The sequence below is a fragment of the Massilia sp. YIM B02769 genome, assembly GCF_030411995.1.
Lineage (GTDB): Bacteria > Pseudomonadota > Gammaproteobacteria > Burkholderiales > Burkholderiaceae_D > Telluria.
In genome coordinates, this window is the sequence record NZ_JASNRC010000013.1 from 48,728 (window position 1) to 71,538 (window position 22,811).

Genomic DNA, 22,811 nt, shown 5'->3' on the forward strand with positions numbered 1-22,811 from the left:
TAGGGTGGACACCTGTGTCCACGCGGTTCAACGTTTGCATATCGAATAATCGTTTCGACAACGGACCCGTGCCATACCGCGTGGGCACAGGTGCCCACCCTACGAACCCATACACCCGGGTTATCCCCCCACGCAATTTTCTATCGACGGGAACGCAACACCCATGATTTTCTACGCCCGCGCCTGGCGTACAATACCGGGTTTTCCAACCGGACTCTCTCATGCAGCAAGCCGCAACCAGGCCGATCGACGTGGCGGTCGGGATCGTGATGCGCCCGAACGGCGACGTGCTGCTCGGCCAGCGCCCGGCGGGCAAGCCGTATGCCGGCTACTGGGAATTCCCGGGCGGTAAAGTCGAGCTGGGCGAAGCCATCTTCGCCGCCCTGCAGCGCGAATTCGTCGAGGAACTCGGCGTCGAGATCATCGCGGCAGAGGAGTGGTGCTGCGTCGAACACGTCTACGAGCACGCCCATGTGCGGCTCCATTTTTATATCAGCCGCGACTGGCGCGGCGAACCGCAGAGCCTGGAAGGCCAGGCCTTTGCGTGGCAAGGGGCAGTCGGCCTTACCCCGCTGCTGCCCGCAACCATCCCCTTGCTCGAGTGGCTCGATCAGCTGCGCTACGCAAGGTAAAAGCAGTCAACCTCTGTTCAAGGACTCCTGTGAAAATCATCGTCTTGGGTAGTGGTGTCATCGGCACCACCACGGCATATTACCTGGCCCAGGCAGGGCACGACGTCACCGTCATCGACCGCCAGCCGGGCGCCGGCATGGAAACCAGCTATGGCAACGCCGGCGAAATCTCGCCCGGCTACGCCTCGCCCTGGGCCGGCCCGGGCGTGCCGGCGAAAGCCGTGAAATGGCTGATGATGCAGCACAGCCCGCTGGTGATCCGCCCGAAGATGGACCCGAACCAGTGGCGCTGGATCCTGGCTATGCTGGCCAACTGCAACCACAAGCGCTACCAGATCAACAAGGGCCGCATGGTGCGCCTGGCCGAGTACAGCCGCGACGTGCTGGTCCAATTGCGCCGCGACACCGGCATCGCCTACGACGAGCGCAGCCAGGGCACCCTGCAGCTGTTCCGCACGCAAAAGCAGTTAGAGGGCGCTGCCACCGACATCGCCGTGCTCGAACAATATGGCGTGCCGTACAAGGTGCTGGACCCGGCCGGCTGCGAAACCTACGAGCCGGCGCTGAGCAAGGTGCGCGGCAAGTTCGTCGGCGGCCTGCTGCTGCCGAACGACGAAACCGGCGATTGCTTCAAGTTCACCCAGAAACTGGCCGAGATGGCCAAGGCGCTGGGCGTGACCTTCCGCCATGGCGTCGAGATCAAGCGCCTGTCCGTGGAAGGCGACAAGGTCACCGGCGTGGTCACCTCGCAGGGCGAGCTGAAGGCCGATTCCTTCGTGCTGGCGCTGGGCAGCTACTCGCCGTTCGTGTTGAAACAAGTTGGCATCAAGATCCCCGTGTACCCGGTCAAGGGCTACTCGATCACCGTGCCGATCACCGATGCGTCGGGTGCGCCGGAATCGACGGTGATGGACGAGACCTTCAAGGTGGCGATCACGCGTCTCGGCAACCGCATCCGCGTCGGCGGCACGGCCGAACTGTCCGGCTTCGACCTGACCCTGCACCAGGCCAGGCGCGACACGCTGGAGCACTCGGTGACCGATCTGTTCCCGCAGGGCGGCGACGTGTCGAAGGCCGAGTTCTGGTGCGGCTTGCGTCCGATGACGCCGGACGGCACCCCGGTGGTCGGCCCGACGCCGTACCGCAACCTGTTCCTGAACACCGGCCACGGCACCCTGGGCTGGACCATGGCCTGCGGCTCGGGCCGCGTGCTGGCCGACATGGTCTCGGGCCGCCAGCCGGAGATCGGGCTGGAAGGCCTGTTCATGGACCGCTATGGCAGCGGCAACAAGCCGGTGCAGATGCCGGGTGGGATTGTCGTCACGGCTTGATTGATGGATGCCGTGGGCACGTCCTGCGGCGCCTGACCCGTACGGTGGGCACGCCGTGCCCACGCGGTTACGTGCTTATCCATGCACCCGCTGCGGCAAGGTATCGCTCGCAGGCTTAAAACCTGGCCACGTCCATTTTCATGCGCTTGCGGGCGACATCTCCCTGCCGCTGACTAACGGACGAACACGTCACCGCGTGGGCACGGCGTGCACACCGTACGGTCGAGGCCGCAGGCCATCGATAACAGCGCAAGCCATCGACGCCGCCGCAGGCCATCTTTAACGCCGCAAGCCATCAATCACGGCCGCAGGCCGCTATCGGCGTGGCGGTTCCCGCCTCCCCGCGCGGCGCCGCTCGCGCCAGCGCCGCCAGCGCGCCTTCGCGCGCTCGGCCTTCTCTTCCAGGTAATGTCCCAGCACGTCGCAGCCGCACTCGGCGATGCAGTCGCCGCCGCCGCGCGCCGCGCTCTTGCCGCTGCAGGGCAAATCCGGCAAACAACCGGCATCGCAATCGCAAGGCACGCAGTCGCCGCGCTGGTGATGCAGCACCGGGTTGCGCACGGCGACGCGGCTGCGATAGGTCGCGCCGCACAGCCGCAAGCGGCGCCGCAACAGCGCCAGTCCGGACCACAGCCCGAAGCGTTCGATCACGCGGTAGCCATGGCGCGAACAACTGGCGCGCCCGGTCGCAACGCGGTAGGCGCAGGAAAAGCCTTTATGGGGGGAGAGGTGACGCTGGTAGCCGCGAATCGCGGCCAGGGCCAAACGGACGAGGAATCCGGATGGCCGCTTCAAGATCAGTGTTTGTCGTCGGCCAGCGGGTCGTCGAGCGACTCGTTCGGCGCGGCTGCGGGGATGGTGTACTTCTCTTCGGCCCAGGCGCCCAGGTCGATCTGTTTGCAGCGCTCCGAGCAGAACGGGCGGTATTTGTTCGCCTCGGTCCACTCGACTTTCTTGGCGCAGGTAGGGCAGGCTACAACGGTCATGGCACGCGAATACTTAAAAATTACAGAGGGTCAGTTCGAAAGGCACGTCTTCTTCCAGCGATTTCGGCTTCAGATCGCCGTCCTGGGTGGTGAAGCGTACCCACAGCATGTACTTGTTGGCCGAGATTTCGGGAATCGCACCGAGCGATTCGTCCAGTCCCAGGCGCAGCATATGGTACACCTTCCCCTGCAACATCTGCTGGTAGCTGCCGCCGCTGGCCACCATCCTGGCCGGGCCGCCCGAGTCGCGCAGCAGGCGCAGCACCAGGGCGAGGGCGTCGCACAGCGGCTCGAGCGGACCGAACCAGCCCATGATGTCGGCGTGGCGCTGCTCGGCCGGACGCTGTTGCCAGGCATAGTAGGAAGGCAGGTCGAATTCGCAGGCGCCGCCGGGAATGATGGTGCGGCCGCGGATGCTCATCAGCCACTCATTGTCGCGCACGTTCTGGCCGGTCTTGCCCTGGGCGGCGCCGAGGGCGCTGCTGACCTGGTCGAGTTCGGCGAGCACGGCGTCCAGCGCTTCCGGGGCCACGTTCGGATTGCTGCGGTAGGCCAGCAGGCTCTGCTTCTGGCGCTCGAGTTCCTGCAGCAGGTCGGACTTCAGGTCGGCGCGGCCGGCCACTTCCAGCATGTCGAAGATCGTCGCCAGCGCGACGTGGTGCTGCATCGGGTGTTCCTGGTGCACAAAGAACTTGAACTTCTCGTACAGGTCTTCCAGCCGCAACAACGTGCGAATCCGCTCGTTGAAAGGATATTCGTAGACGATCAAAGTGACATTCCTCTGAATGTGGGCTGGCAAGCAACTTCGTGATTCTGAACCATGCGACGCAAAATTACAAACCTTCGATTGTAGAAGCCTTGTATCAAGGCTTGTATCAAGGCTACTTCACGCCCCGATCCGGCGCGATTCGGCGCGATTCGGCGAGATAAAACGCGTGCAGGCGTTCGACTTGTGGTCGCAAGGCGGCCAGGCCGGCGTCGTTGACGACCACGTCGTCGGCCGCCGCCAGGCGCTGGGCGCGCGTGACCTGGGTCGCCATGATGGCGCGCACCTGTTCCTCCGCCATGCCGTTGCGGGCCATGACGCGCGCCACCTGCATCTCTTCCGGGCAGTCGATGGCCAGCACGCGCGTCACGCGGCCGGCCCAGGTCCCGGACTCGATCAGCAGCGGCACGACGAAGATCGTGTACGGGCCGGTGGCGATCGCCGCCGCGGCCGCCGTCGCCTCGCGGATGCGCGGGTGCAGGATGGCTTCCAGGCGCGCGCGGGCGCCGGGATCGGAAAACACCAGCGCGCGCATCTTCGCACGGTCCATGGCGCCATCGGCGCTGGCGAAATCGGCGCCGAATGCGCCGAGGATGGCCGGCATCGCCGCGCCATGCGGGGCAGTGAGGGCGTGGGCGATGGCGTCGGTATCGACCAGCGAGGCGCCGAGCGCGCCGAACATGTCGGCCACTGTGGTCTTGCCGCAGCCGATGCCGCCGGTCAGGCCGACCGAAAAGGCCGGTGCGGGGGCCGTGTCCATGCTCATCCGGCGACGATACCCTGGAAGCCGGCCGTGAGCTCCCGGCCCCAGACCAGGGCGATCAGGCCGGCCGCCGCCAGGTAGGGGCCGAAGGGAATCGGGTTGTCGCGCCCGCGCTTGGCGAACACGATCAGGCTGATGCCGACCACCGCGCCGACCACCGAGGACAGCAGGATGATGGCCGGCAGCATGGTCCAGCCCATCCAGGCGCCCAGCGCGGCGAGCAGCTTGAAGTCGCCGTAGCCCATGCCTTCCTTGCCGGTAACCAGCTTGAACAGCCAGTACACGCCCCACAGCACCAGGTAGCCGGCCGCCGCGCCGATCACGGCGTCCTGCAGCGGCACGAAGGTGCCGTTGATGTTGATGAGCAGACCGGCCCAGAGCAGGGGCAGGGTCAGGTCGTCGGGCAGCAGCTTGGTGTCGTAGTCGATATACGTCATCGCGATCAGCAGGTACACGAACAGCAGCGTGCCCAGGCCGGCGACGCCGGAGCCGAAGGTCCAGACCAGGAAGGCCGACAGCAAACCGGTAATCAGCTCGACCACCGGATAGCGCGGCGAGATCGGCGCCTTGCACTTGCGGCATTTGCCGCCGAGGGCCAGCCAGCTGACCACGGGGATGTTCTCGAGCGCCGTGATCTGGTGGCCGCAGTGCGGGCAGCAGGAGCGCGGCACCATCAGGTTGTAGCGGTCGGTGTGCGGCAGCTCCTTGCCGAGTTCGTTTGCCACATAGTTGTCGGACTCGCGCTGCATCATCTTCGGGATGCGGTGGATGACCACGTTCAGGAAACTGCCGATCAACAGGCCGAACAGGCCGGCGACGAGGGTGGGGCCAAGCGAGGCGGGGGCGGCGAAGAGAAGAGTTTCCAAAAGGCGGGCTTCCGATGACGTTAGGCGAGGTGGTTCCTCAGATCAATCTATTTTAGGTGTTTTCGGGGTTTCTTGAAATGCGTCTTGGCGCCACATCGTCGGGCGCCGGCGCCGCGTCGAACGACGGCACCGTCTTTGGTGGCGATTTGACAACTGGACAATGCCTGGACACGCGATTCTTATCCGCCCTGCATAACAGCGCGTAGTATTGACGAGCCGGGTTGATGAAGCATCTCCCGGCTCAGGCCGTGCTGATCCAGCACAGTCGAGCCGCATATGGTGAACAAGGAAAGGCGGAGCAAGGAAGAGCGTTCCTCGCGCTGCGGGGAACATGGGCGAGCAATCAGGCTGTCGAAAGGGAATGGGGGCAAGCATGAACAACGCAGACGTGGCCAGGATCCAGCAGGCGCTGGTGAACGCCGGGTTCTTTCCGGGCGTGGTAGACGGTGTCTGGGGCAGGCGCACCATCGAGGCGGTGCGCGCGTTCCAGGAAAGCGAAGGGCTGGTGGTCGACGGCATCGTCGGGCCGCGGACGATGTCGCGCCTGTTCCGCGGCGACGTGCCGCGCATGAACGCGCCGCTGCTGCCCTGGATGACGCAGGCGCAGGCCCTGCTCGGCACGAGGGAAGGGCGGGGCTCGCTCAATAACCAGGACATTCTGGACTGGGCCCGGAACCTCGAGCTGCACTATCCGGACGATAACATCGCCTGGTGCGGCCTGTTCGTCGGGCATTGCATCGGCTCGACCATGCCGGAGGAAATCCCGCCCAACAACCCGCTCGGTGCCCGCGAATGGCTGAAGTTCGGCGACCCGACGCCGCCGCGCTACGGCGCCGTCATGGTGTTCTGGCGCGAGAAGAAGGAGGGCTGGAAAGGCCATGTCGGCTTTTACAGCGGCGAATCGAGCGATGCCTACCTCATCCTCGGCGGCAACCAGAGCGACAGCGTGTCGCAGGCCTGGGTCGGCAAGGACCGTTTCCTCAAGGCGCGCTGGCCGCGTACCGGCGCCTCGCTCGGTGGCGGCGTGGCAATCGTCGAGATGGAGCGCAACGAGGAGCTGTCGACCGAGGAAGCATGAGGCAGCAGCCGGGCCGCGCCCGCTCGCGGCCCGCTTTATTCGGCAGCCTGCTTTCCGGTGGCGGGTTGCGGCAGTTAGAATCTTCCACGCTCAGTCTCACCGGAAAACCTTCATGAAAATATCCCAACGCGCCCAGTCCATCGATCCCTTCTTCGCCATGGAGTTCGGCAAGCGCGCCGCCGCCCTGGAAGCGCAAGGCCACCCCGTCATCAAGCTCAGCCTGGGCGAACCCGACTTCGGCCCGCCTCCTGCCGTGCTCGAGGCCGCGCGCAGCGCCGTCGACGGCCCGCTGCCTTATACCGGCGCCCTCGGCACGCCGGCCCTGCGCGCGGCGATCGCCGGTTTCTATCTGCGCGAGCATGGCGTGACGATTTCCCCGAACCGCATCATCGTTACCGCCGGCGCCTCGGCCGCGCTGCTGCTGGTGACCGCCGCCCTGGTCGACAGCGGCGACGAAGTGCTGGTCGGCGACCCCTCTTACCCTTGCAACCGCCAGTTCCTGAGCAGCTTCGGCGCCCAGGTGAAACTGGTGGCCACCGATGCCGCCTCGCGTTTCCAGCTCGACGCCGCCAGCGTGCGCGCCAATTGGAGCGACAAGACGCAAGGCCTGATGATCGCCACGCCATCGAACCCGACCGGCACCTCGGTCCCGCTGGCCGAACTGCGCGCGATCTGCGACTGGGCGCGCGAGCGCGGCGCCTGGCGCATCGTCGACGAGATCTATTTGAACCTGGGCGACCGCGACGCCGAGGGCCGCGCGCCGCAGACCGTGCTGTCGGTCGACGACGACGCCATCGTCATCAACAGCTTCTCGAAGTACTTCGGCATGACCGGCTGGCGCCTGGGCTGGGCCGTGGTGCCGGAAGCGCTGGTGCCGACCATGGAGCGCCTGGCCCAGAACTACTACATCTGCGCCTCCAGCCTGTCGCAACAGGCGGCGCTGGCCTGCTTCACGCCGGAATCGCTGGCCGTGTGCGAAGAACGGCGCCAGGAATTCGCACGGCGCCGGGCGCTGGTGCTGGCAGGCCTGGCGGGCATCGGGCTGCCGGTGCCGGTGCCGCCGGACGGGGCCTTCTACGTCTACTTCGACGTGAGCGGGACCGGCTTGACGGCCTGGGAATTCTGCGAGCGCGTGCTGGACGAGGTGCAGGTGGCGCTCACGCCGGGCAAGGATTTCGGGCATTGCGGCGCGGACCGGTATGTGCGGCTGTCGTATGCGGCGAGTAGCGAGCAGCTGGCCGAGGCGATCCGCCGGCTCGGGCGTTTCATGCAGACAGTAGCCGGATAAACGCAGGACGGATTGTTAGCGTCGGAGAATTTTACAACCTGTAAATACAGGAAAATTAACTCCCTGTTTTTAATGTACTTAATCAAGTGGCATGGAAGCTGCTAGGTGTGCACCGCTGGGCAGATGCGGACCGCCGCATGTGTCGCGGCACCACTACTATAAACCCACTGATTGAGGTGCTAAATGAAATCGCTTCGGCTCATGATTGCGTTGACGTTTGCTATGGCTGCAAACGCTGCAAGTGCTGCCCCCATTACCCTGAACTTCGAGGGCGTTGTAGATTATCCGCATAACGGTACTGTATTGATCGAGGATTTTTACAACGGCGGAACGGCGAGCAACGGCGCTAGCGGCACCAATTTCGGTGTCTCCTTTTCGGAAGGCGCGACGGTACTTTGTTTGAATACATCGGGAGTGACTTGTTCGAACACGTCGAAGGGGGGCAGTGGTGTTGCAGGATCCGAGTTCGGCGCCCTGTATTTTCCAACGCTGAATCCGATCATGAATGTCGCTGCCGGCTTCGATACGGGCTTTGCGTTCGCTTACTCGAATCCTTTCGCCAGCAACCAGGTTGTCAACATCTTTAGTGGCCTGGACGGTACGGGAGAACTGCTGGCTTCGGCGGTTTTGCCCGGCACCACGAATGGTGCATCGGGGATTTGCACATCCTACGGCAACGCGAATTACTGCCCATTTGCGAATCTGTCGCTCGCTTTCTCCGGCGTTGCACGTTCCGTGCAGTTTGCGGGAGACGTCAACAGTTCGGTATTCGATGACTTCACCTTCGGTAGCACGGTCGTCGGCGGCGAAGTACCGGAACCGGCGTCCCTCGCGCTGCTGGGCATTGGTGCGCTGGGCTTCGCCCGTTCGCGCCGGGCTGGCAAGAAAAAGTAAGCATGGTGCGATTTGCAGGCCAGGCTGATCCCTGACTGGATCGTTCTGCAAGAGTCCGGAGGTGTTTTGCCGGACTCTTTTCATGCGGGTCCGCCAGCGTGGCGCAAGACCCCGGGTCAAAACGCAGGCGCCGCGTGCATGAGCACCATTGCCATTGCGAAGCTGTGAACGGCAATTGCGCATGGCCGGCCCGCGGGCATGCGCGATCCTGGACCACCGCGCCTACCCGGCGGCGGAAAATCGCGCTATAGTCATCCTCGCGGCAAGGCCGCGCGCAGTCTGCTTCGGCAATGACATCGTGCATCCGTCATGGATAAAGGCTGACTTGATGAATACTCGTCTACAGCGTAGCGCCTGCCTGTATGTTTTCTCCGGCCTGACAGCACTTGGCTGGTCGACTTGTCTGCCAGCAGCAAGCGCCGAGGCCGTCGAGGCGTCCGATGCGCCCTGGGCGGCGTTACAGCGCGCTTACTTCCCCGGCAAACAACTCGAGCAGGCGTCCTTCATCCACCTGACGGCGCCCGCGCGCGCAGCCAGCGGCGACCAGGTGCCTTTCGCGTTCAGCATCGACCATCCGATGACCGCGAAGCAGTACATCAAGTCGGTCACCCTGTTCGTCGACGCCAATCCCGTGCCCCTGACGGCGGTATTCCGTTTTCGTCCGGACAGCGGCAAGGCGGAAGTGGCCACCAGGATCCGCTTCGAATCCGATTCGCCGGTGCATGTCGTTGCCGAGTCGAACGACGGCCGCCTGTATGTGAATACCGTTACCGTGAAAGCATCCGGCGGTTGCGGCGGCACGACGCCGGGCGACAATGCGCAGGCGCTGGCGGAAGCGGGAAAAATGAAGATCGCGCTCGACGGGCCATTCAGGCGCGGCGAGCTCAACAAGGCCCGGCTCCTGATCCGGCACCCGATGTACACCGGTTTGCAGCGCGACCTCGCCACGCATGGCTTCCGTCCCGCTTTCTTCATCGACAAGATCGACATCACCTACGACGGCAAGCCGGTGATGACGGCCGATACGTCGATCGGCATCAGCGAAAATCCCTCGATTCAGTTCGGCTTCGTCCCCAGCCGGGCCGGCACCCTGCAAGTCCTGATCCGCGACAGCCAGGGCGCCAGCTTCCGCCAGTCGATCGACGTGGGCGGCTAGATGCGGCGCCTGATCCATGTGGCCTGGCTGCTGGTCGCGGCGCAGCTTGCCGCCGCACCGTTTGCTGAGCCGCTTGCTGCGCCGCTTGCCGCGCCGCTTGCCACGCAGTCTGCCACGTCAGCGCTGCGCGTCGACCAGGTCGCGCCGGGCGTGTATGTGCACATCGGGCAGCACAAGGATTTCGAGGAGGGCTACGACGGCGATATCGCGAATATCGGTTTCGTGGTCGGCAGCGACGCGGTCGCGGTCATCGATACGGGCGGCTCGTATGCCGTCGGCATGGCGCTGAAGATAGCGCTGCGCGCCGTTACCCGGCTGCCGATCCGCTACGTCATCAACACGCATGGGCATCCGGATCACGTGTTCGGCAACGCCGCCTTCATCGAGGCCGATTCCGCCGCGGGAGAAGAAAGGCCGCGGTTCATCGGCCATGCCACGCTGCCGCGCTTCCTCGCCTTGCGCGGCGATGCCTATGAGCGCAACCTGAAGCAGCAACTGGGCGCCGCCGCCGCGAGCAGGCTGGTGGCGCCGGGCGAGACCGTGCAGGACCGGCTGACCCTCGACCTTGGCGGGCGCAAGCTGGAACTGAAGGCCTGGCCGAACGCGCACACCGACAACGACCTGACCGTGTTCGACACCGCGAGCGGCACGCTGTGGACGGGAGACCTGCTGTTCATCGAGCGCACGCCGGCCATCGATGGCGACCTCCAGGGCTGGCTCGCCGCCATGGATGCACTGGACAAGGTGCCAGCCGGGATCACCATCCCGGGACACGGCCCCGTGACGCGCGACAGGAAGGCGGCGCTGGCCAGGCAGCGCCACTACCTCACAACCCTGCTGCACGACGTACGTACGGGCATCCGGCAGGGCGCCGACATGCCGGCCACGATGGCCACGGCGGCTGCCTCCGAACGCGGGCGCTGGCAACTTTTCGACATCGTCAACCGGCGCAACGTCAACCTGCTTTACCCACGCCTGGAGTGGGAGTAAGCCGATGCGCAGGCGCGATGTCCTCGGCTTGGCGCTGGCCGGATCGGCCTGGCCGTCGCTGGCGGCGGCGTCCGCTCGCGCCCGGCACAAGGGCCAAGCGCGCCTGGGGCGTGCCGTGGTCGTCGGCGCCGGCTATGGCGGCGCCACTGCGGCCAGGTATCTGCGGCTGCTGGGCGCCGGGCGCATCGAGGTCATTCTCGTCGACCAGGCCGCCAACTTCATTTCCTGCCCGGTGAGCAACCGCGTCCTGGGTGGACAAAGGACGCTGGCGCAGCTCACGTTCGGCTACGATGCGCTGCGGCAGAAGCATGGCGTCCGCTTCATGCGGGGCAGCGTGACGGCGATCGATGCGGACCGGTCGCAGATCGTGGTGGCAGGGCAAAGGCTGTCGTACGACAGGCTGGTCGTCGCACCCGGCATCGACTTCATCTACGACGATTTTCCCCTGCTGGAAAAGGCGCAGGAGCGCATTCCGCATGCATGGAAGGCCGGTCCGCAAACGCGCAATCTGCAGCGGCAGCTGGTGGCGATGCGCGACGGCGGGGTCTTCACCATCGTCGTGCCGTCCCAGCCTTATCGCTGTCCTCCGGCACCCTACGAGCGCGCGTGCCAGGTGGCCTTCTACCTGAAAACGCACAAGCCCCGGTCCAAGGTCGTGGTGCTCGATGCGAACCCCGTCATCACCTCGAAACGCGCGATGTTCGAACAGGCCTGGCGCGACCTGTATCCGGGCATGATCGACTACCTGCCGGGCAGCGAGCCGAGGGAAGTCGACGTGGCGACGAAGACCGTCAGGACCGCCTTCGATACGGTGAAATCGGATGTGCTGAACTTCATCCCGTCCCAGCGCGCGGGCCGGATCGCGCAGGGGTGCGGCCTCGCCAACGTGGAGCGGCGCTGGTGCGAGGTCGACTTCCTGACGTATGCATCGAAGGTCTTGCCGCGTGTGCATGTCATCGGCGACGCCATCGACGCCGGCCTGCCCAAGTCCGCGCACATGGCCAATGCCCAGGCCAAGGTCTGCGCGCGCGCCATCGTGGATTTGATGCTGGGGCAGGCGCTTGATCCGGCGCCGGCCTTTGCGAATACCTGCTACAGCTACGTCGACGACAGGCAGGCGATGCACATCTCGACCTTGTACCGCTACGACCCGGCCAGTAAAGGCATGCGGGCCGAGGGCAGCGGCATCCTGTCGGACCATCCGTCCGTGCAGGAGGGCAGGGATGCCGATGCCTGGGCGCGGCAGATCTGGGGCGATGTGCTGGGCTAGGGGCCGCAGCAGCCTCCTTACACCACCGACCCCAGCTTGAAGATCGGCAGATACATCGCCACCACCAGGCCACCGATCAGCACGCCCAGGACCACCATGATCAGCGGTTCCATCAGCGACGACAGCGCGCCGACGGCCTCGTCGACTTCTTCCTCGAAGAAGTCGGCCACCTTGCCGAGCATCGAATCGAGCGCCCCGGATTCCTCGCCGATGGCAACCATCTGCGTCACCAGGCTCGGGAACACGTTCGCGTTCTGCATCGCCACCGTCAGGCTGGTGCCGGTGCTCACTTCGGTCTGGATGCGCTTGGTCGCTTCCAGGTAGACGTTGTTGCCGGAGGCGCCGCCGACCGAGTCGAGCGCCTCGACCAGCGGCACGCCGGCCGCGAACATGGTCGACAGGGTGCGGGTCCAGCGCGCGATGGTCGCCTTGCGGATCACGCTGCCGAAGATCGGCAGGCGCAGCAGGATGCGGTCCATGGCCTGCTGCATCTTGAGCGAGCGGCGCCAGGACTGGAAGAAGAAATAGATCGACCCGAAGATGGTGCCGAAGATCGCCCACCACCACTGCACGAAGAATTCCGAGATCGCCATCACGACCAGGGTCGGCGTCGGCAGGTCGGCGCCGAAGCTGGAGAACACGGACTTGAAGGCCGGGACCACCCAGATCATGATGATCGCGGTGACGATGAAGGCGATCGCCAGGATCGCGATCGGGTAGGTCAGCGCGGACTTGATCTTGGCCTTGATCGCCAGCGTCTTCTCTTTATAGACGGCGAGGCGGTGCAGGAGCTCTTCCAAAATACCGGCCTGTTCGCCGGCGCCGACCAGGTTGCAGAACAGCGGGTCGAAGTAGCGCGGGTACTTGCGGAAGGCGTTATTCAGGCTGGTGCCGGTCTCGATGTCGCCGCGCAGGTCGAGGATGAGTTTGGACATTGACGGATTCGCATGGCCCTTGCCGACGATGTCGAAGGACTGCAGCAGCGGCACGCCGGCCTTCATCATGGTGGCCAGCTGGCGCGTGAACATGGTCAGGTCCTTGTCGGTGATCTTGCGGCCGGAGCGGTAGATCTTCTTCTTGACCTTGGTGACCATGATGCCCTGGCGGCGCAGCGTCACGTTGACGATGGCTTCGCCGCCGGCGCGCAGTTCGCCGCGCACGGTCTTGCCGGTCTTGTCCTTGCCTTCCCAGGCGTAGACCGATTCCTTGACCTGTGCGCCGCCGCGGCTGCGGGTAGGGAGGGAGGTAGCCATGTTTATCCTAATTCGCTTATTCGTTGGTACAGCCGAGCACTTCTTCGAGGCTGGTCAGCCCCTGCTTCACTTTCATCAGGCCCGAGCGGCGCAGCGAATTCACGCCGTCCTTCTCGGCCTGGGCGGCGATCTGCATCGAGTTGCCGTGCGCGAGGATCAGGGCCTCGATGGCCGGCGAAATCGGCATGATCTGGTAGATGCCGACGCGTCCCTTGTAGCCCGAACCGAGGCAGCGCTCGCAGCCCACCGGGCCATAGGGCTTCCAGTCGTCCTCCAGGTCGCCCTCGCGGTAGCCGGCGCCGAGCAGGGCGTCGCGGCTCATCTCGAGCGGCTGCTTGCAGCTGCACAGGCGGCGCGCCAGGCGCTGCGCGGTGATCAGGATCACCGACGAGGCGATGTTGAAGGGCGCCACGCCCATGTTCATCAAGCGCGTCAGGGTCGACGGCGCGTCGTTGGTGTGCAGGGTCGAGAACACCATGTGGCCGGTCTGCGCGGCCTTGATCGCGATGTCGGCGGTTTCCAAGTCGCGGATCTCGCCGACCATGATGATGTCGGGATCCTGGCGCAGGAAGGACTTCAGCGCCACCGGGAAGGTCAGGCCCGCCTTGTCGTTGACGTTCACCTGGTTCACGCCGGGCAGGTTGATCTCGGCCGGGTCTTCCGCGGTCGAGATGTTGATGCCTGGTTTGTTCAGCACGTTCAGGCAGCTGTACAGCGACACGGTTTTACCCGAGCCGGTGGGGCCGGTGACCAGCACCATGCCGTAGGGGCGCGAGATCGCGTCCAGCAGCAGGGCCTTCTGGTCGGCGTCGTAGCCGAGGGCGTCGATGCCCATCTGCGCCTGGGTCGCGTCCAGGATACGCATGACGGTCTTTTCGCCGAACAGCGTGGGCAGGGTGCTGACGCGGAAGTCGATGGTGCGCGTGGGCGAGAGGATCAGGCGCATCCGGCCGTCCTGCGGCACGCGCTTTTCCGAGATATCCAGCTTGGCCAGCACCTTGATGCGCGAGACCAGCTTGTCGCGGATGGACAGCGGCGGCATCGCGTGGTCGCGCAGCACGCCGTCCACGCGCATGCGGATCCGGTAGTATTTTTCGTAGGGCTCGAAGTGGATGTCCGAGGCGCCCAGGTTCACGGCGTCCATCAGGATCTTGTTCAGGAAGCGCACGATCGGCGCGTCCTCGACTTCGTTCGGCGCTTCCGGCTGCGCCGCGGCGGCCGCTTCTTCCTCGGCGAATTCGATCTCGCCTTCTTCGCCGGCCAGGTCGGCCAGGCTTTGCTCGGCGCCCTTGGCCAGGGTGGCCAGCAGGTTCAGGAGGGCGTCGTGGGCCACGATCACCGGCTCCACCGCCGCCTCGCTCTGGAACTTGATCTGGTCCAGGGCCTGCGAATTGGTGGGGTCGGAAATCGCCACCGACAGCCGGTTACCGCGCTTGGCCAGGGCCACCACGCGCTGGGCCGCCATCAGCTTGGCGTCGATGGCGCCCTCGGGCAGGGAGTCCAGGTTGAAGCTCGACAGATCGAGCAGCGGATAGCCGAAGGTTTCGGCGCAGAACAGGGCCAGCGATTGCGCATCGATGGCGCCGCCGACCACCAGCGCATCGATGAAGTTGGTGCGTTCGCTGGCGGCCTTCTTTTGCAGCGCATCGGCCTGCACGGTCGTCAGGCGGCCAGCCTGGACCAGGGCGCGCGCCAAACCCGACATCGGTATGCCTGAAGTCGGGTTCGGGAGGACTGCTGCCATATGCGCTGTGCTGTTAGAGGAAGGACAAGGGAGCCGCACGGGGGCCTGAACCGCGCGGGAGAACTCTTCGGATGATGCCTATGGGCATCAAATTTGTAAAGCGAATCCCATAGGGACAGATGCGTGCGCGCCACGTAGACAGATTGGCACGCGCGGGGCGGTGTTGGTGCCCGGATAACGCTTGTGGACGATTTGACCAGACTGTTCAGGCATTGTATCCGGCGTATCGATTGACGTGACGCATGGATGGGCCTGCGGCGGTAACGTAGGGTGGGCGCCCCGTGCCCACGCGTGGACTGTGAGCATTGTTGGCCCCTTGCTGCTTTAACCCAACTCGAACGTCACGCGTGGGCACAGGGGCGCCCACCCTACGTTGCTACCGTTGGCGGCAAGATCATCCGGCACGCAAGCAGAGCCGCTGCCGATCGACGCGTGGACGGCGTTCGAGCCGCGGGAATGTCCATGCACGGGTCTAGCCGTCCACCCTACGGCCTCGAGGCCAGCGCAAATAAAAACAGGCGCCCGCAGGCGCCTGTCTATCTATATAGAGAGCAAACCAATCAACGCAAGGCCAGCGGCGCCGCGCGCTTGCCCAGCACCGGGCCGGAACCCTGCTCGGCCAGCTTGAACACCGACAGCGCACCGGTCAGCTGCCCGGTCTGCTCGGTCAGCGATTCCGCCGCCGCCGACGCTTCCTCGACCAGGGCCGAGTTCTGCTGGGTCATCTCGTCCATGCTGTCGATGGCGCGGCCGATGTCCTCGATGCCTTCGCTCTGGCGCTGGCCGGCCATGGTGATCTCGGCCATGATGTCGTGCACCTTCTTCACCGATTCCACGATCTGGCCCATGGTCACGCCGGCCTGGTCGACCAGCGCACTGCCGGCATTCACCTTCGAGACCGAGTCGCCGATCAGCTCCTTGATCTCCTTGGCCGCCGCGGCCGAACGCTGGGCCAGGTTGCGCACTTCGCCCGCCACGACCGCGAAGCCGCGGCCCTGTTCGCCGGCGCGCGCCGCCTCGACCGCCGCGTTCAGCGCCAGGATGTTGGTCTGGAAGGCGATGCCGTCGATGACCGAGATGATCTCGACGATCTTCTTGGCCGAGGTATTGATGTCGCCCATGGTGGCGACCACGCCGCCCACCACTTCGCCGCCGCGCGTGGCGATGTCGGTGGCGTTCACCACCAGTGCATTCGCCTCGTTGGCGTTGGCCGCGTTCTGGCGCACGGCGCCGGTCAGTTCGTCCATGGCGCGCGCGGTGCGTTCCAGGCTGGCGGCCTGCGATTCGGTGCGGCCGGCCAGGTCGGCATTGCCGCTGGCGATCTCCGCGCTGGCCACCGCGATGGTCTCGGCCGAACCCTTGATCTCGGCCACCATCGTGGCCAGCCGCAGGCGCATCTCCTTCAGCGCCACCAGCAGGCTGGTGCCGTCTTTCGCATCGGTGCGGATGTCCATCGCCAGGTCGCCGGCCGCGACGGCGCGGGCGATCTCGCGCGCATATTCCGGCTCGCCGCCGAGCTGCTGCCAGATGGCGCGCACCACGAACCACGACACCGCCGCCAGGCTGGCGATCACGATCAGGGCGGTCAGGATCATGGTCCACAGCACGCGGCGCACATTGCCTTCGCTGTGCGCGATGCCGGCCTTGAACTGTTCCTTGGCCTGGGCCTGGGTCTTGTCCAGGTCCGCGTTCAGGGCCGCCAGCGAGCTTTGCATCTTGCCGACCACGGCCTGCGGGTCGCCCTGTTCCATCTCGAGCATGATGCGCGCGGCCGACAGGGCCGGCGCATAGTAGTCGTTGAATTCCTTCAGCAGGCGCGCGCCGTTGGCGGCCTGGCCGTCGATCTGGCCGAACTGCTGCAGGTGCGCGCGCACCTTGTCGGCCTGCTTGCCGACTTCGTCGATGCGCGCCTTGTCGCCTTCGGTGACGGCGTCGCGCAGGGCGTCGGTGACATCGCCGATTTCAAGCGTCAGTGCCTTGGACGCGTCCAGCACCGGGTAGTCCACGCGCTCGGTGGAATTGATCGACTTCAGGGCGTCGGTCGCGATCATCGCGCTGACGCCAATACCGAGGCCGAAGATCAGGGTCGAAATGACCGGAAGTGCCCAAATCCTGCGCTTGATGCTCATGTTCTTGTCTCTCTCGCTATCCATGAAACCGCCCCGCAGGCAGGGCCGGCGGGGCGGGGGAATCGGAAAACAGGTTGTAATGCGGTTTTTTAGTCGTTACGGCGCCGTGTAGACGACCTTCACGCTGGCGTCGACCGAGGCCTTGTCCATGTAGCCGATCGCCTTCGGGTTGGCGGCAACGGCGGCCCTGACGGCGGCGCTGTTGCCGACTTCCTTCGGCATCGTGGCCTTGCCGGTGAAGACCAGCTTCGACCACAGGGCCTTGGCCTGCGAGGCGTCCTTGTCGGTCACCTTCTTGTAGAACTCGGCGCGCAGCGGCGAATCCTCGGACTGGTCGACCGGGGTCATGGCGCTCGATTTACCGAGGAAGAACTGGGCGACCTGGTCCTTCGTCATCGACGATTCGGCGGCCTTGGCATTGACCACCACGACCACTTCGGCGAACGCCGGGGCGGTGGCCGAGACAGCGGCAGCCACGAGGAGTGCGGACATCAGTTTGTTCATGGCGGGCTCCTTAGAAGACGAAGTCGAGGGCCACGGCGCCGACGGTGACGTCGTCGTGGAAGCCAGGCTTGGCGTTGATCAGCAGGCCGTTGCCGATCTTCGGCTGGACGCGGTCGATCTGTGCCTTCAGGGCCATCGAGCTGTGGAAGTCCCAGCGCACGCCGACCGAGGTGGTGCTTTGCTCGCCCTGGCCGATGCCGTAGTAAGGCAGGCCGCTGGCGCCGGCGCGCAGCGCGGCCAGTGCCGGCACGCCGGCCGGGATCACGTTGGCCGGGTGGCCGTCGATCGAGAGCTTGCCGTGGATGACGTAAGGCAGGACCTTGCCGATGCGGTAGCCGCCCATCAGGTACCACGAGGTGGTGTCGTTGACGTAGGAGTCGGTCTTGCGCTTGGCGAACTCGGATTGGGCAACGATGTTGTTCCAGTCCATGCCCAGGCCCACCGAGGTGAACGAGGCCTTCTTGTCGGTGGCGTCGAGCTCGTTGCCCATGGTGGTCAGCTGCGGCAGGTTGTAGCCGGCGCCGGCCATGCGCAGGCCGCCGATCAGGGCGTTCAGGCTGCTCGAACCGGTGATGGTGATCTTGGCGTCCACGCGGCCGATGCGGGCGGTGAACGGGCCGTGTTCGGCCACCAGGTTCAGGGCGGTGATGTCCTTGCCCTTGGCGCGCAGGCCAACGGCAACGTCGGCCGAGGTGCGGCCATAGGCCAGCTGGCCGGTGACGGTGGTGTCGCCGAAGCTGTGCTGGTAGGTCGCGTCGATACCGTCGACGCTGTTGAACGGCACCTGCGAGTACATCTCGACCGGCGGACGCAGGAAGGTGTTGGCGTAGCCGACGTTGCGGTAGTCCGAGATCATGAAGGCAGGCAGGCCGATGCGGCCGACGCGCACGCTGAACTGGTCGTTGATCTTGGCCTTGGCGAAGGCCCAGGCCAGTTCGGCGCCGTAGTTGTCGTCGGCGTCATGGCGCACCAGGCCCTGGCCGGTGAACGACAGCCAGCTGTTGATGCCGATGTCGGCCTGCAGGCCGAGGTTCGAGTCGACGCCGGTGCGCGGCGATTTCTTCGCGCCGGCAGCCTGGTTCGGGCGGGCGAATTCGGCGTCGTTGGTGTCGGTCCAGGTCAGGGCGCCGGTGCCGAAGCCACGGATCTTGACGGTAGGGCCTTCCGCTTCTTGCGCAAAGGCTGACGAGAGTGCCAGCGGCAGGGCCAGCACGGCGGCGATAAGGTGCTTGTTCATAAGTTAACCTGTTACAGGACTTCCGTTTATAAGATTTACTTCTAATTATTGTTTTGTCCGCATGCAGCTAGCATGAATAGAACGAAACGATTCTATCCACGGAGCAAAAGTAAAGACAAGGAAAAGGAAGCGCTGCACCAAAAAGGAGACATTGCGCAATGTCAATGCGTTGTTTTGGTGAAACAGATGAGCTGAATAAATGAACTTCTGTTAAGTTGCTCTTAAGAAACAGTATAAATCGTTAATGCGGACGTTAATTCCACCAGTGGGTGGTGGCGCCCATGGCGGGCAGGCTGGCTTGCACGGCTTCGTGGACCAATCCGGCGCGCACCGCCTGATCGGCCGTGTAGATGCGCGCATTGCCGAACAGGTGAGGGCGGATGTCGCCCGCTTCCGGTGCGCCGCGCGTGGCCTCGTCGACAATCGCCGCATAGCGCTCGGCATCGAAATCCAGGCACTCGCGCCACTCCGACACGCGCGCATGGTCGGCCGCGACCAGGTTGCCGAAACCCCAGTGCAGCGGGTGGATCAGGAAGCGTGCGCCCGGGCAGGCGTAGCGCTTTTGCCCGGCCAGGAAGATCACCACGCCCACCGATTCGACGCTGCCGATGTTGTGGGTGTGCAGGGGAATGGGCAGGGATTTCAGGAAGAAGTAAAGCGCGAAACCGGCCGTCATGTTCCCGCCTTCGGTCGACATGTGCAGCTCGATTTCGCTGGCCCCGCTTTGCAGCGCCTGCAGGCACAGGTTGCGCACTGCGCAAGCGGAACCGTGGTTGATCGGGCCGATGAAGTGGACGATGTGCAAGGACATGGGCGCCTCCTGTCGTGTGCGAAACAGGATAGCAAGTCCGGCGCCTGCGCAGCGCCCGGATCACGCCGCCTCGGCAGCCTCCGCAGCTACCCCCTCAGCTGCCGCGGTACGTCGAGTACGACCAGGGCGTGACCACCAGCGGCACGTGGTAATTCTGGCTGGCGTCGGCTACCCCGAAGGCGATCGTCACGCGGTCGAGGAAGCGCGGTTGCGGCAAGTCGACGCCCTGCGCGGCGAAGTAATCGCCGGCGGCGAACACCAGCTCGTATTGCCCGGCCTGCAGGGCCGCGCCTTCGAGCAGCGGGGCGTCGCAGCGGCCGTCGCGGTTGCTGGCTTCGCGCTTGACCAAGGTGCGCTCGCCATCCTGGACGGCATACAGTTCGATGGCGACGCCGGCGGCCGGGCGGCCGTGCGCGGTGTCGAGTACGTGGGTACTGAGCTTGCCCATGTTTCTCCTATACGGCAATGGTGAAGGTGGCTATCGTCCGGATCATATACCTTTACACTTTCGTCAATATAAGATCGGCCATATACCTGTCATCCCATCAAGAGGGTCCATGGACACCAGCTACCCGCGCGACCTGGTCGGCTACGGCCGCAACCCGCCCCATCCGCACTGGCCTGGCGCGGCCCGGGTCGCCCTGCAATTCGTGCTGAACTACGAGGAGGGCGCCGAGAACAATGTGCTGCACGGCGACCCGGCCTCCGAGACCTTCCTGTCCGAGATCATCGGCGCCCAGGCGTTCCCGATGCGCCACATGAGCATGGAGTCGCTCTACGAATACGGCTCGCGCGCCGGCCTGTGGCGCCTGCTGCGCATGTTCGAGGAGCGCCGGCTGCCGCTCACCGTGTTCGGCGTGGCGATGGCGCTGCAGCGCAACCCGGATGCGGTGGCCGCTTTCCGCGAGCTGGGCCACGAGATCGCCTGCCACGGCCTGCGCTGGATCTCCTACCAGAACGTCGACGAAGCCACTGAACGCGCCCACATGCGCGAAGCGGTCGAGATCATGCGCGCGCTCACCGGCGAGGCGCCCCAGGGCTGGTACACCGGGCGCGATTCGCCGAACACGCGCCGGCTGGTGGTCGAGCATGGCGGCTTTGCCTACGATGCCGACCATTACGGCGACGACTTGCCGTTCTGGCAAACCGTCAGCGTAACAGGCGCCGACGGCGCGCCGCACGAACGCGCCCACCTGGTCGTGCCCTATACGCTCGACACCAACGACATGCGCTTCGCCGCCATGCAGGGTTTCAATTCCGGCACCCAGTTCTTCGACTACCTGAAGGATGCCTTCGACGTCCTGTATGCGGAAGGCGACCCGAATGGCCTGAACGCGCCTAAAATGCTGTCGATCGGACTGCATTGCCGGCTGGTCGGGCGGCCGGCGCGGGCGGCGGCGCTGGCCCGCTTCCTCGACTATGTATTGCAGCACAAACACGTATGGATCGCGCGCCGCATCGACATCGCCAAGCATTGGCGGACGACCCATCCCTACGCCCCCTCAGTTATATCAAAGTGATGATATTGGATATCACTTATTAAACATGGTTGGTGCGCGGCTGGATGCGGTAACCTTCACGCTGGGTTAAATCCGAGACAAGTATGGCCGAACCGATCCGCTTTTATTTCCGCAACGCCGTCCACGAAGTGACCGGCGTGGCGCCGACGCAAACCATCCTGCAGCACCTGCGGGAGGACTTGCGCTGCACCGGCACCAAGGAAGGCTGCGCCGAAGGCGACTGCGGCGCCTGCACGGTGGTGGTCGGTTCGCTGGAAAACGGCGAGCTGGCGCTGAAGGCGGTGAACTCCTGCATCCAGTTCACGCCCACGCTCGACGGCAAGGCCTTGTTCACGGTCGAGGACCTGCAGCTGCCCGACGGCCGCCTGCACCCGGTCCAGCAGGCCCTGGTCGAATGCCATGGTTCGCAATGCGGCTTCTGCACGCCGGGCTTCGCGATGTCGCTGTGGGGCATGTACCTGAAGCAGGAAGGGCAGACCCGAGGCGAGGCGCCCACGCGCTGCCAGATCGACGACGCCCTGTCCGGCAACTTGTGCCGCTGCACCGGCTACCGTCCGATCATCGACGCCGCCGTGCGCATGGGCGAACTGCCGCGCGCCGAGTTCGACCGCGCAGCCGTGGCCGAGGCCTTGCGCGGCTTGCAGCGTTCCGGCGGCACGACTTACGTGTATGAGGGCCGCAGCTTCCACGCGCCGCGCACCCTGGACGAACTCGTCGCCCTGCGCGCCGCCCATCCGCAGGCGCTGATCCTGGCCGGCTCGACCGACGTCGGGCTGTGGGTCACCAAGCAGATGCGCGAGCTGAACGACATCATCTATCTCGGCCATGTGAATGCGCTGAAGAGCGTGGCCGAGCAGGATGGCATGCTGGTCATCGGCGCCGGCGTGACCCTGCAGGACGCCTACGCCGCGATCTGCCGCCACTATCCCGAGGAACTCAACGAACTCTGGCAGCGCTTCGCGTCGCTGCCGATCCGGAATGCCGGCACCCTGGGTGGAAACGTCGCCAACGGTTCGCCGATCGGCGACTCCATGCCCTGGCTGATCGCCCTCGGCGCGCGCCTGGTGCTGCGCGGCCCCGGCGGCGAGCGCGAGCTGGCGCTGGAAGACTTCTACCTCGGCTACCAGCAGAAGGACATGCGCGCCGACGAATTCGTCGCCGGCCTGCGCGTGCCGCTGCCGCGTGCCGACCTACGCTTCCGCACCTACAAACTGGCCAAGCGCTTCGACCAGGATATCTCGGCCGTCTGCGCGGCGTTCGCGCTCACCTTCGATGGCGAGACCGTCAAGGAAGCGCGCATCGCCTTCGGCGGCATGGCCGCCACCCCGAAACGCGCCGCCGCGGCCGAAGCGGTACTGAACGGCCGTGCCTGGGATGAAGCCGCCTTGACGGAAGCCATGGCCGCGCTGGGCGGGGACTACCAGCCGCTGTCGGACATGCGCGCGTCCAGCGGCTACCGCATGAAGACGGCGCAGAACCTGCTGCGCCGCTTCTGGCTGGAGACCCGTCTCGACAACCCGTTGCCACAGGATGCCGTCAACGCATTCGCCGTCAACGCATTCTCAGCCCTGGCGTAATTCGAAGGAGATCACC

The 22,811-nt window shown here is 65.2% G+C and carries 22 protein-coding genes; 10 read left to right on the forward strand and 12 right to left on the reverse strand.

Features of this window, described 5'->3' with window-relative positions; translation table 11 throughout:
- The first annotated feature begins 221 nt into the window (after positions 1-221).
- Positions 222-632, forward strand: coding sequence for an NUDIX domain-containing protein (locus tag QPK31_RS20375; protein WP_290424714.1), 411 nt, complete (start codon positions 222-224; stop codon positions 630-632).
- A 29-nt stretch (positions 633-661) separates the two neighbouring features.
- Entirely contained in the window at positions 662-1,963 is a 1,302-nt protein-coding gene (locus QPK31_RS20380) for a D-amino acid dehydrogenase (RefSeq protein ID WP_290424715.1), read from the forward strand.
- A 315-nt stretch (positions 1,964-2,278) separates the two neighbouring features.
- Here the strand turns inward: QPK31_RS20380 and yidD are convergent, their stop codons facing one another.
- From yidD to QPK31_RS20405, 5 genes are all read right to left on the reverse strand, one after another.
- Positions 2,279-2,758, reverse strand: coding sequence for a membrane protein insertion efficiency factor YidD (gene yidD, locus QPK31_RS20385; protein ID WP_290424716.1), 480 nt, complete (start codon positions 2,756-2,758; stop codon positions 2,279-2,281).
- A gap of 2 nt (positions 2,759-2,760) precedes the next feature.
- Entirely contained in the window at positions 2,761-2,949 is a 189-nt protein-coding gene (yacG, locus tag QPK31_RS20390) for a DNA gyrase inhibitor YacG (protein ID WP_290424717.1), read from the reverse strand.
- Between the two features lie 13 nt (positions 2,950-2,962).
- Positions 2,963-3,718, reverse strand: a complete 756-nt coding sequence (gene zapD, locus QPK31_RS20395) for a cell division protein ZapD (RefSeq protein WP_290424718.1) — start codon at positions 3,716-3,718, stop codon at positions 2,963-2,965.
- Between the two features lie 112 nt (positions 3,719-3,830).
- Positions 3,831-4,475 carry a dephospho-CoA kinase gene (gene coaE / locus QPK31_RS20400; RefSeq protein ID WP_290424719.1) on the reverse strand — a complete coding sequence of 215 codons (645 nt, stop codon included), beginning with the start codon at positions 4,473-4,475 and terminating at the stop codon, positions 3,831-3,833.
- 2 nt (positions 4,476-4,477) lie between these two features.
- Positions 4,478-5,344 (reverse strand): A24 family peptidase, encoded by an 867-nt coding sequence (locus QPK31_RS20405; protein ID WP_290424720.1) that lies wholly within the window; start codon positions 5,342-5,344, stop codon positions 4,478-4,480.
- Positions 5,345-5,717: 373 nt separating this feature from the next.
- Between QPK31_RS20405 and QPK31_RS20410 the strand changes: the two genes are divergently transcribed.
- The 6 genes from QPK31_RS20410 to QPK31_RS20435 all read left to right on the forward strand — a co-directional run bounded on the left by QPK31_RS20410 (position 5,718) and on the right by QPK31_RS20435 (position 12,020).
- A complete protein-coding gene (locus QPK31_RS20410; protein ID WP_290424721.1) occupies positions 5,718-6,422 on the forward strand; it encodes a TIGR02594 family protein in 705 nt (234 codons plus the stop codon).
- 112 nt (positions 6,423-6,534) lie between these two features.
- Entirely contained in the window at positions 6,535-7,710 is a 1,176-nt protein-coding gene (locus QPK31_RS20415; RefSeq protein WP_290424722.1) for a pyridoxal phosphate-dependent aminotransferase, read from the forward strand.
- A 183-nt stretch (positions 7,711-7,893) separates the two neighbouring features.
- Entirely contained in the window at positions 7,894-8,604 is a 711-nt protein-coding gene (locus QPK31_RS20420; RefSeq protein ID WP_290424723.1) for a PEP-CTERM sorting domain-containing protein, read from the forward strand.
- Between the two features lie 328 nt (positions 8,605-8,932).
- Positions 8,933-9,760, forward strand: a complete 828-nt coding sequence (locus QPK31_RS20425) for a quinoprotein dehydrogenase-associated SoxYZ-like carrier (RefSeq protein ID WP_290424724.1) — start codon at positions 8,933-8,935, stop codon at positions 9,758-9,760.
- Complete coding sequence (locus tag QPK31_RS20430; protein ID WP_290424725.1) at positions 9,761-10,750, forward strand: quinoprotein relay system zinc metallohydrolase 2; 990 nt, start codon at positions 9,761-9,763, stop codon at positions 10,748-10,750.
- 4 nt (positions 10,751-10,754) lie between these two features.
- Entirely contained in the window at positions 10,755-12,020 is a 1,266-nt protein-coding gene (locus tag QPK31_RS20435; protein ID WP_290424726.1) for an NAD(P)/FAD-dependent oxidoreductase, read from the forward strand.
- Positions 12,021-12,037: 17 nt separating this feature from the next.
- Here QPK31_RS20435 and QPK31_RS20440 read toward each other — a convergent pair whose 3' ends face one another.
- The 7 genes from QPK31_RS20440 to uraH all read right to left on the reverse strand — a co-directional run bounded on the left by QPK31_RS20440 (position 12,038) and on the right by uraH (position 20,146).
- A complete protein-coding gene (locus tag QPK31_RS20440; protein WP_290424727.1) occupies positions 12,038-13,273 on the reverse strand; it encodes a type II secretion system F family protein in 1,236 nt (411 codons plus the stop codon).
- A gap of 16 nt (positions 13,274-13,289) precedes the next feature.
- Complete coding sequence (gene pilB / locus QPK31_RS20445) at positions 13,290-15,017, reverse strand: type IV-A pilus assembly ATPase PilB (RefSeq protein ID WP_290424728.1); 1,728 nt, start codon at positions 15,015-15,017, stop codon at positions 13,290-13,292.
- Positions 15,018-15,577: 560 nt separating this feature from the next.
- Entirely contained in the window at positions 15,578-17,170 is a 1,593-nt protein-coding gene (locus QPK31_RS20450; RefSeq protein ID WP_308634085.1) for a methyl-accepting chemotaxis protein, read from the reverse strand.
- Positions 17,171-17,242: 72 nt separating this feature from the next.
- Positions 17,243-17,650, reverse strand: a complete 408-nt coding sequence (locus QPK31_RS20455) for a hypothetical protein (protein WP_290424729.1) — start codon at positions 17,648-17,650, stop codon at positions 17,243-17,245.
- A gap of 10 nt (positions 17,651-17,660) precedes the next feature.
- On the reverse strand, positions 17,661-18,887 hold the full coding sequence (locus QPK31_RS20460) for a hypothetical protein (RefSeq protein ID WP_290424730.1): 1,227 nt from the start codon (positions 18,885-18,887) through the stop codon (positions 17,661-17,663).
- 253 nt (positions 18,888-19,140) lie between these two features.
- A complete protein-coding gene (locus tag QPK31_RS20465; protein ID WP_290424731.1) occupies positions 19,141-19,698 on the reverse strand; it encodes a ClpP family protease in 558 nt (185 codons plus the stop codon).
- A 94-nt stretch (positions 19,699-19,792) separates the two neighbouring features.
- Positions 19,793-20,146 carry a hydroxyisourate hydrolase gene (gene uraH, locus QPK31_RS20470; RefSeq protein ID WP_290424732.1) on the reverse strand — a complete coding sequence of 118 codons (354 nt, stop codon included), beginning with the start codon at positions 20,144-20,146 and terminating at the stop codon, positions 19,793-19,795.
- 109 nt (positions 20,147-20,255) lie between these two features.
- Here uraH and puuE point away from each other — a divergent pair, with 109 nt between their 5' ends.
- Both puuE and xdhA read left to right on the forward strand, forming a co-directional pair.
- Positions 20,256-21,218, forward strand: coding sequence for an allantoinase PuuE (puuE, locus tag QPK31_RS20475; protein WP_290424733.1), 963 nt, complete (start codon positions 20,256-20,258; stop codon positions 21,216-21,218).
- An 83-nt stretch (positions 21,219-21,301) separates the two neighbouring features.
- Positions 21,302-22,795: a xanthine dehydrogenase small subunit gene (xdhA, locus tag QPK31_RS20480; protein WP_290424734.1), complete on the forward strand. Its 1,494-nt coding sequence runs from the start codon at positions 21,302-21,304 to the stop codon at positions 22,793-22,795.
- The last annotated feature ends 16 nt before the right edge of the window (positions 22,796-22,811 follow it).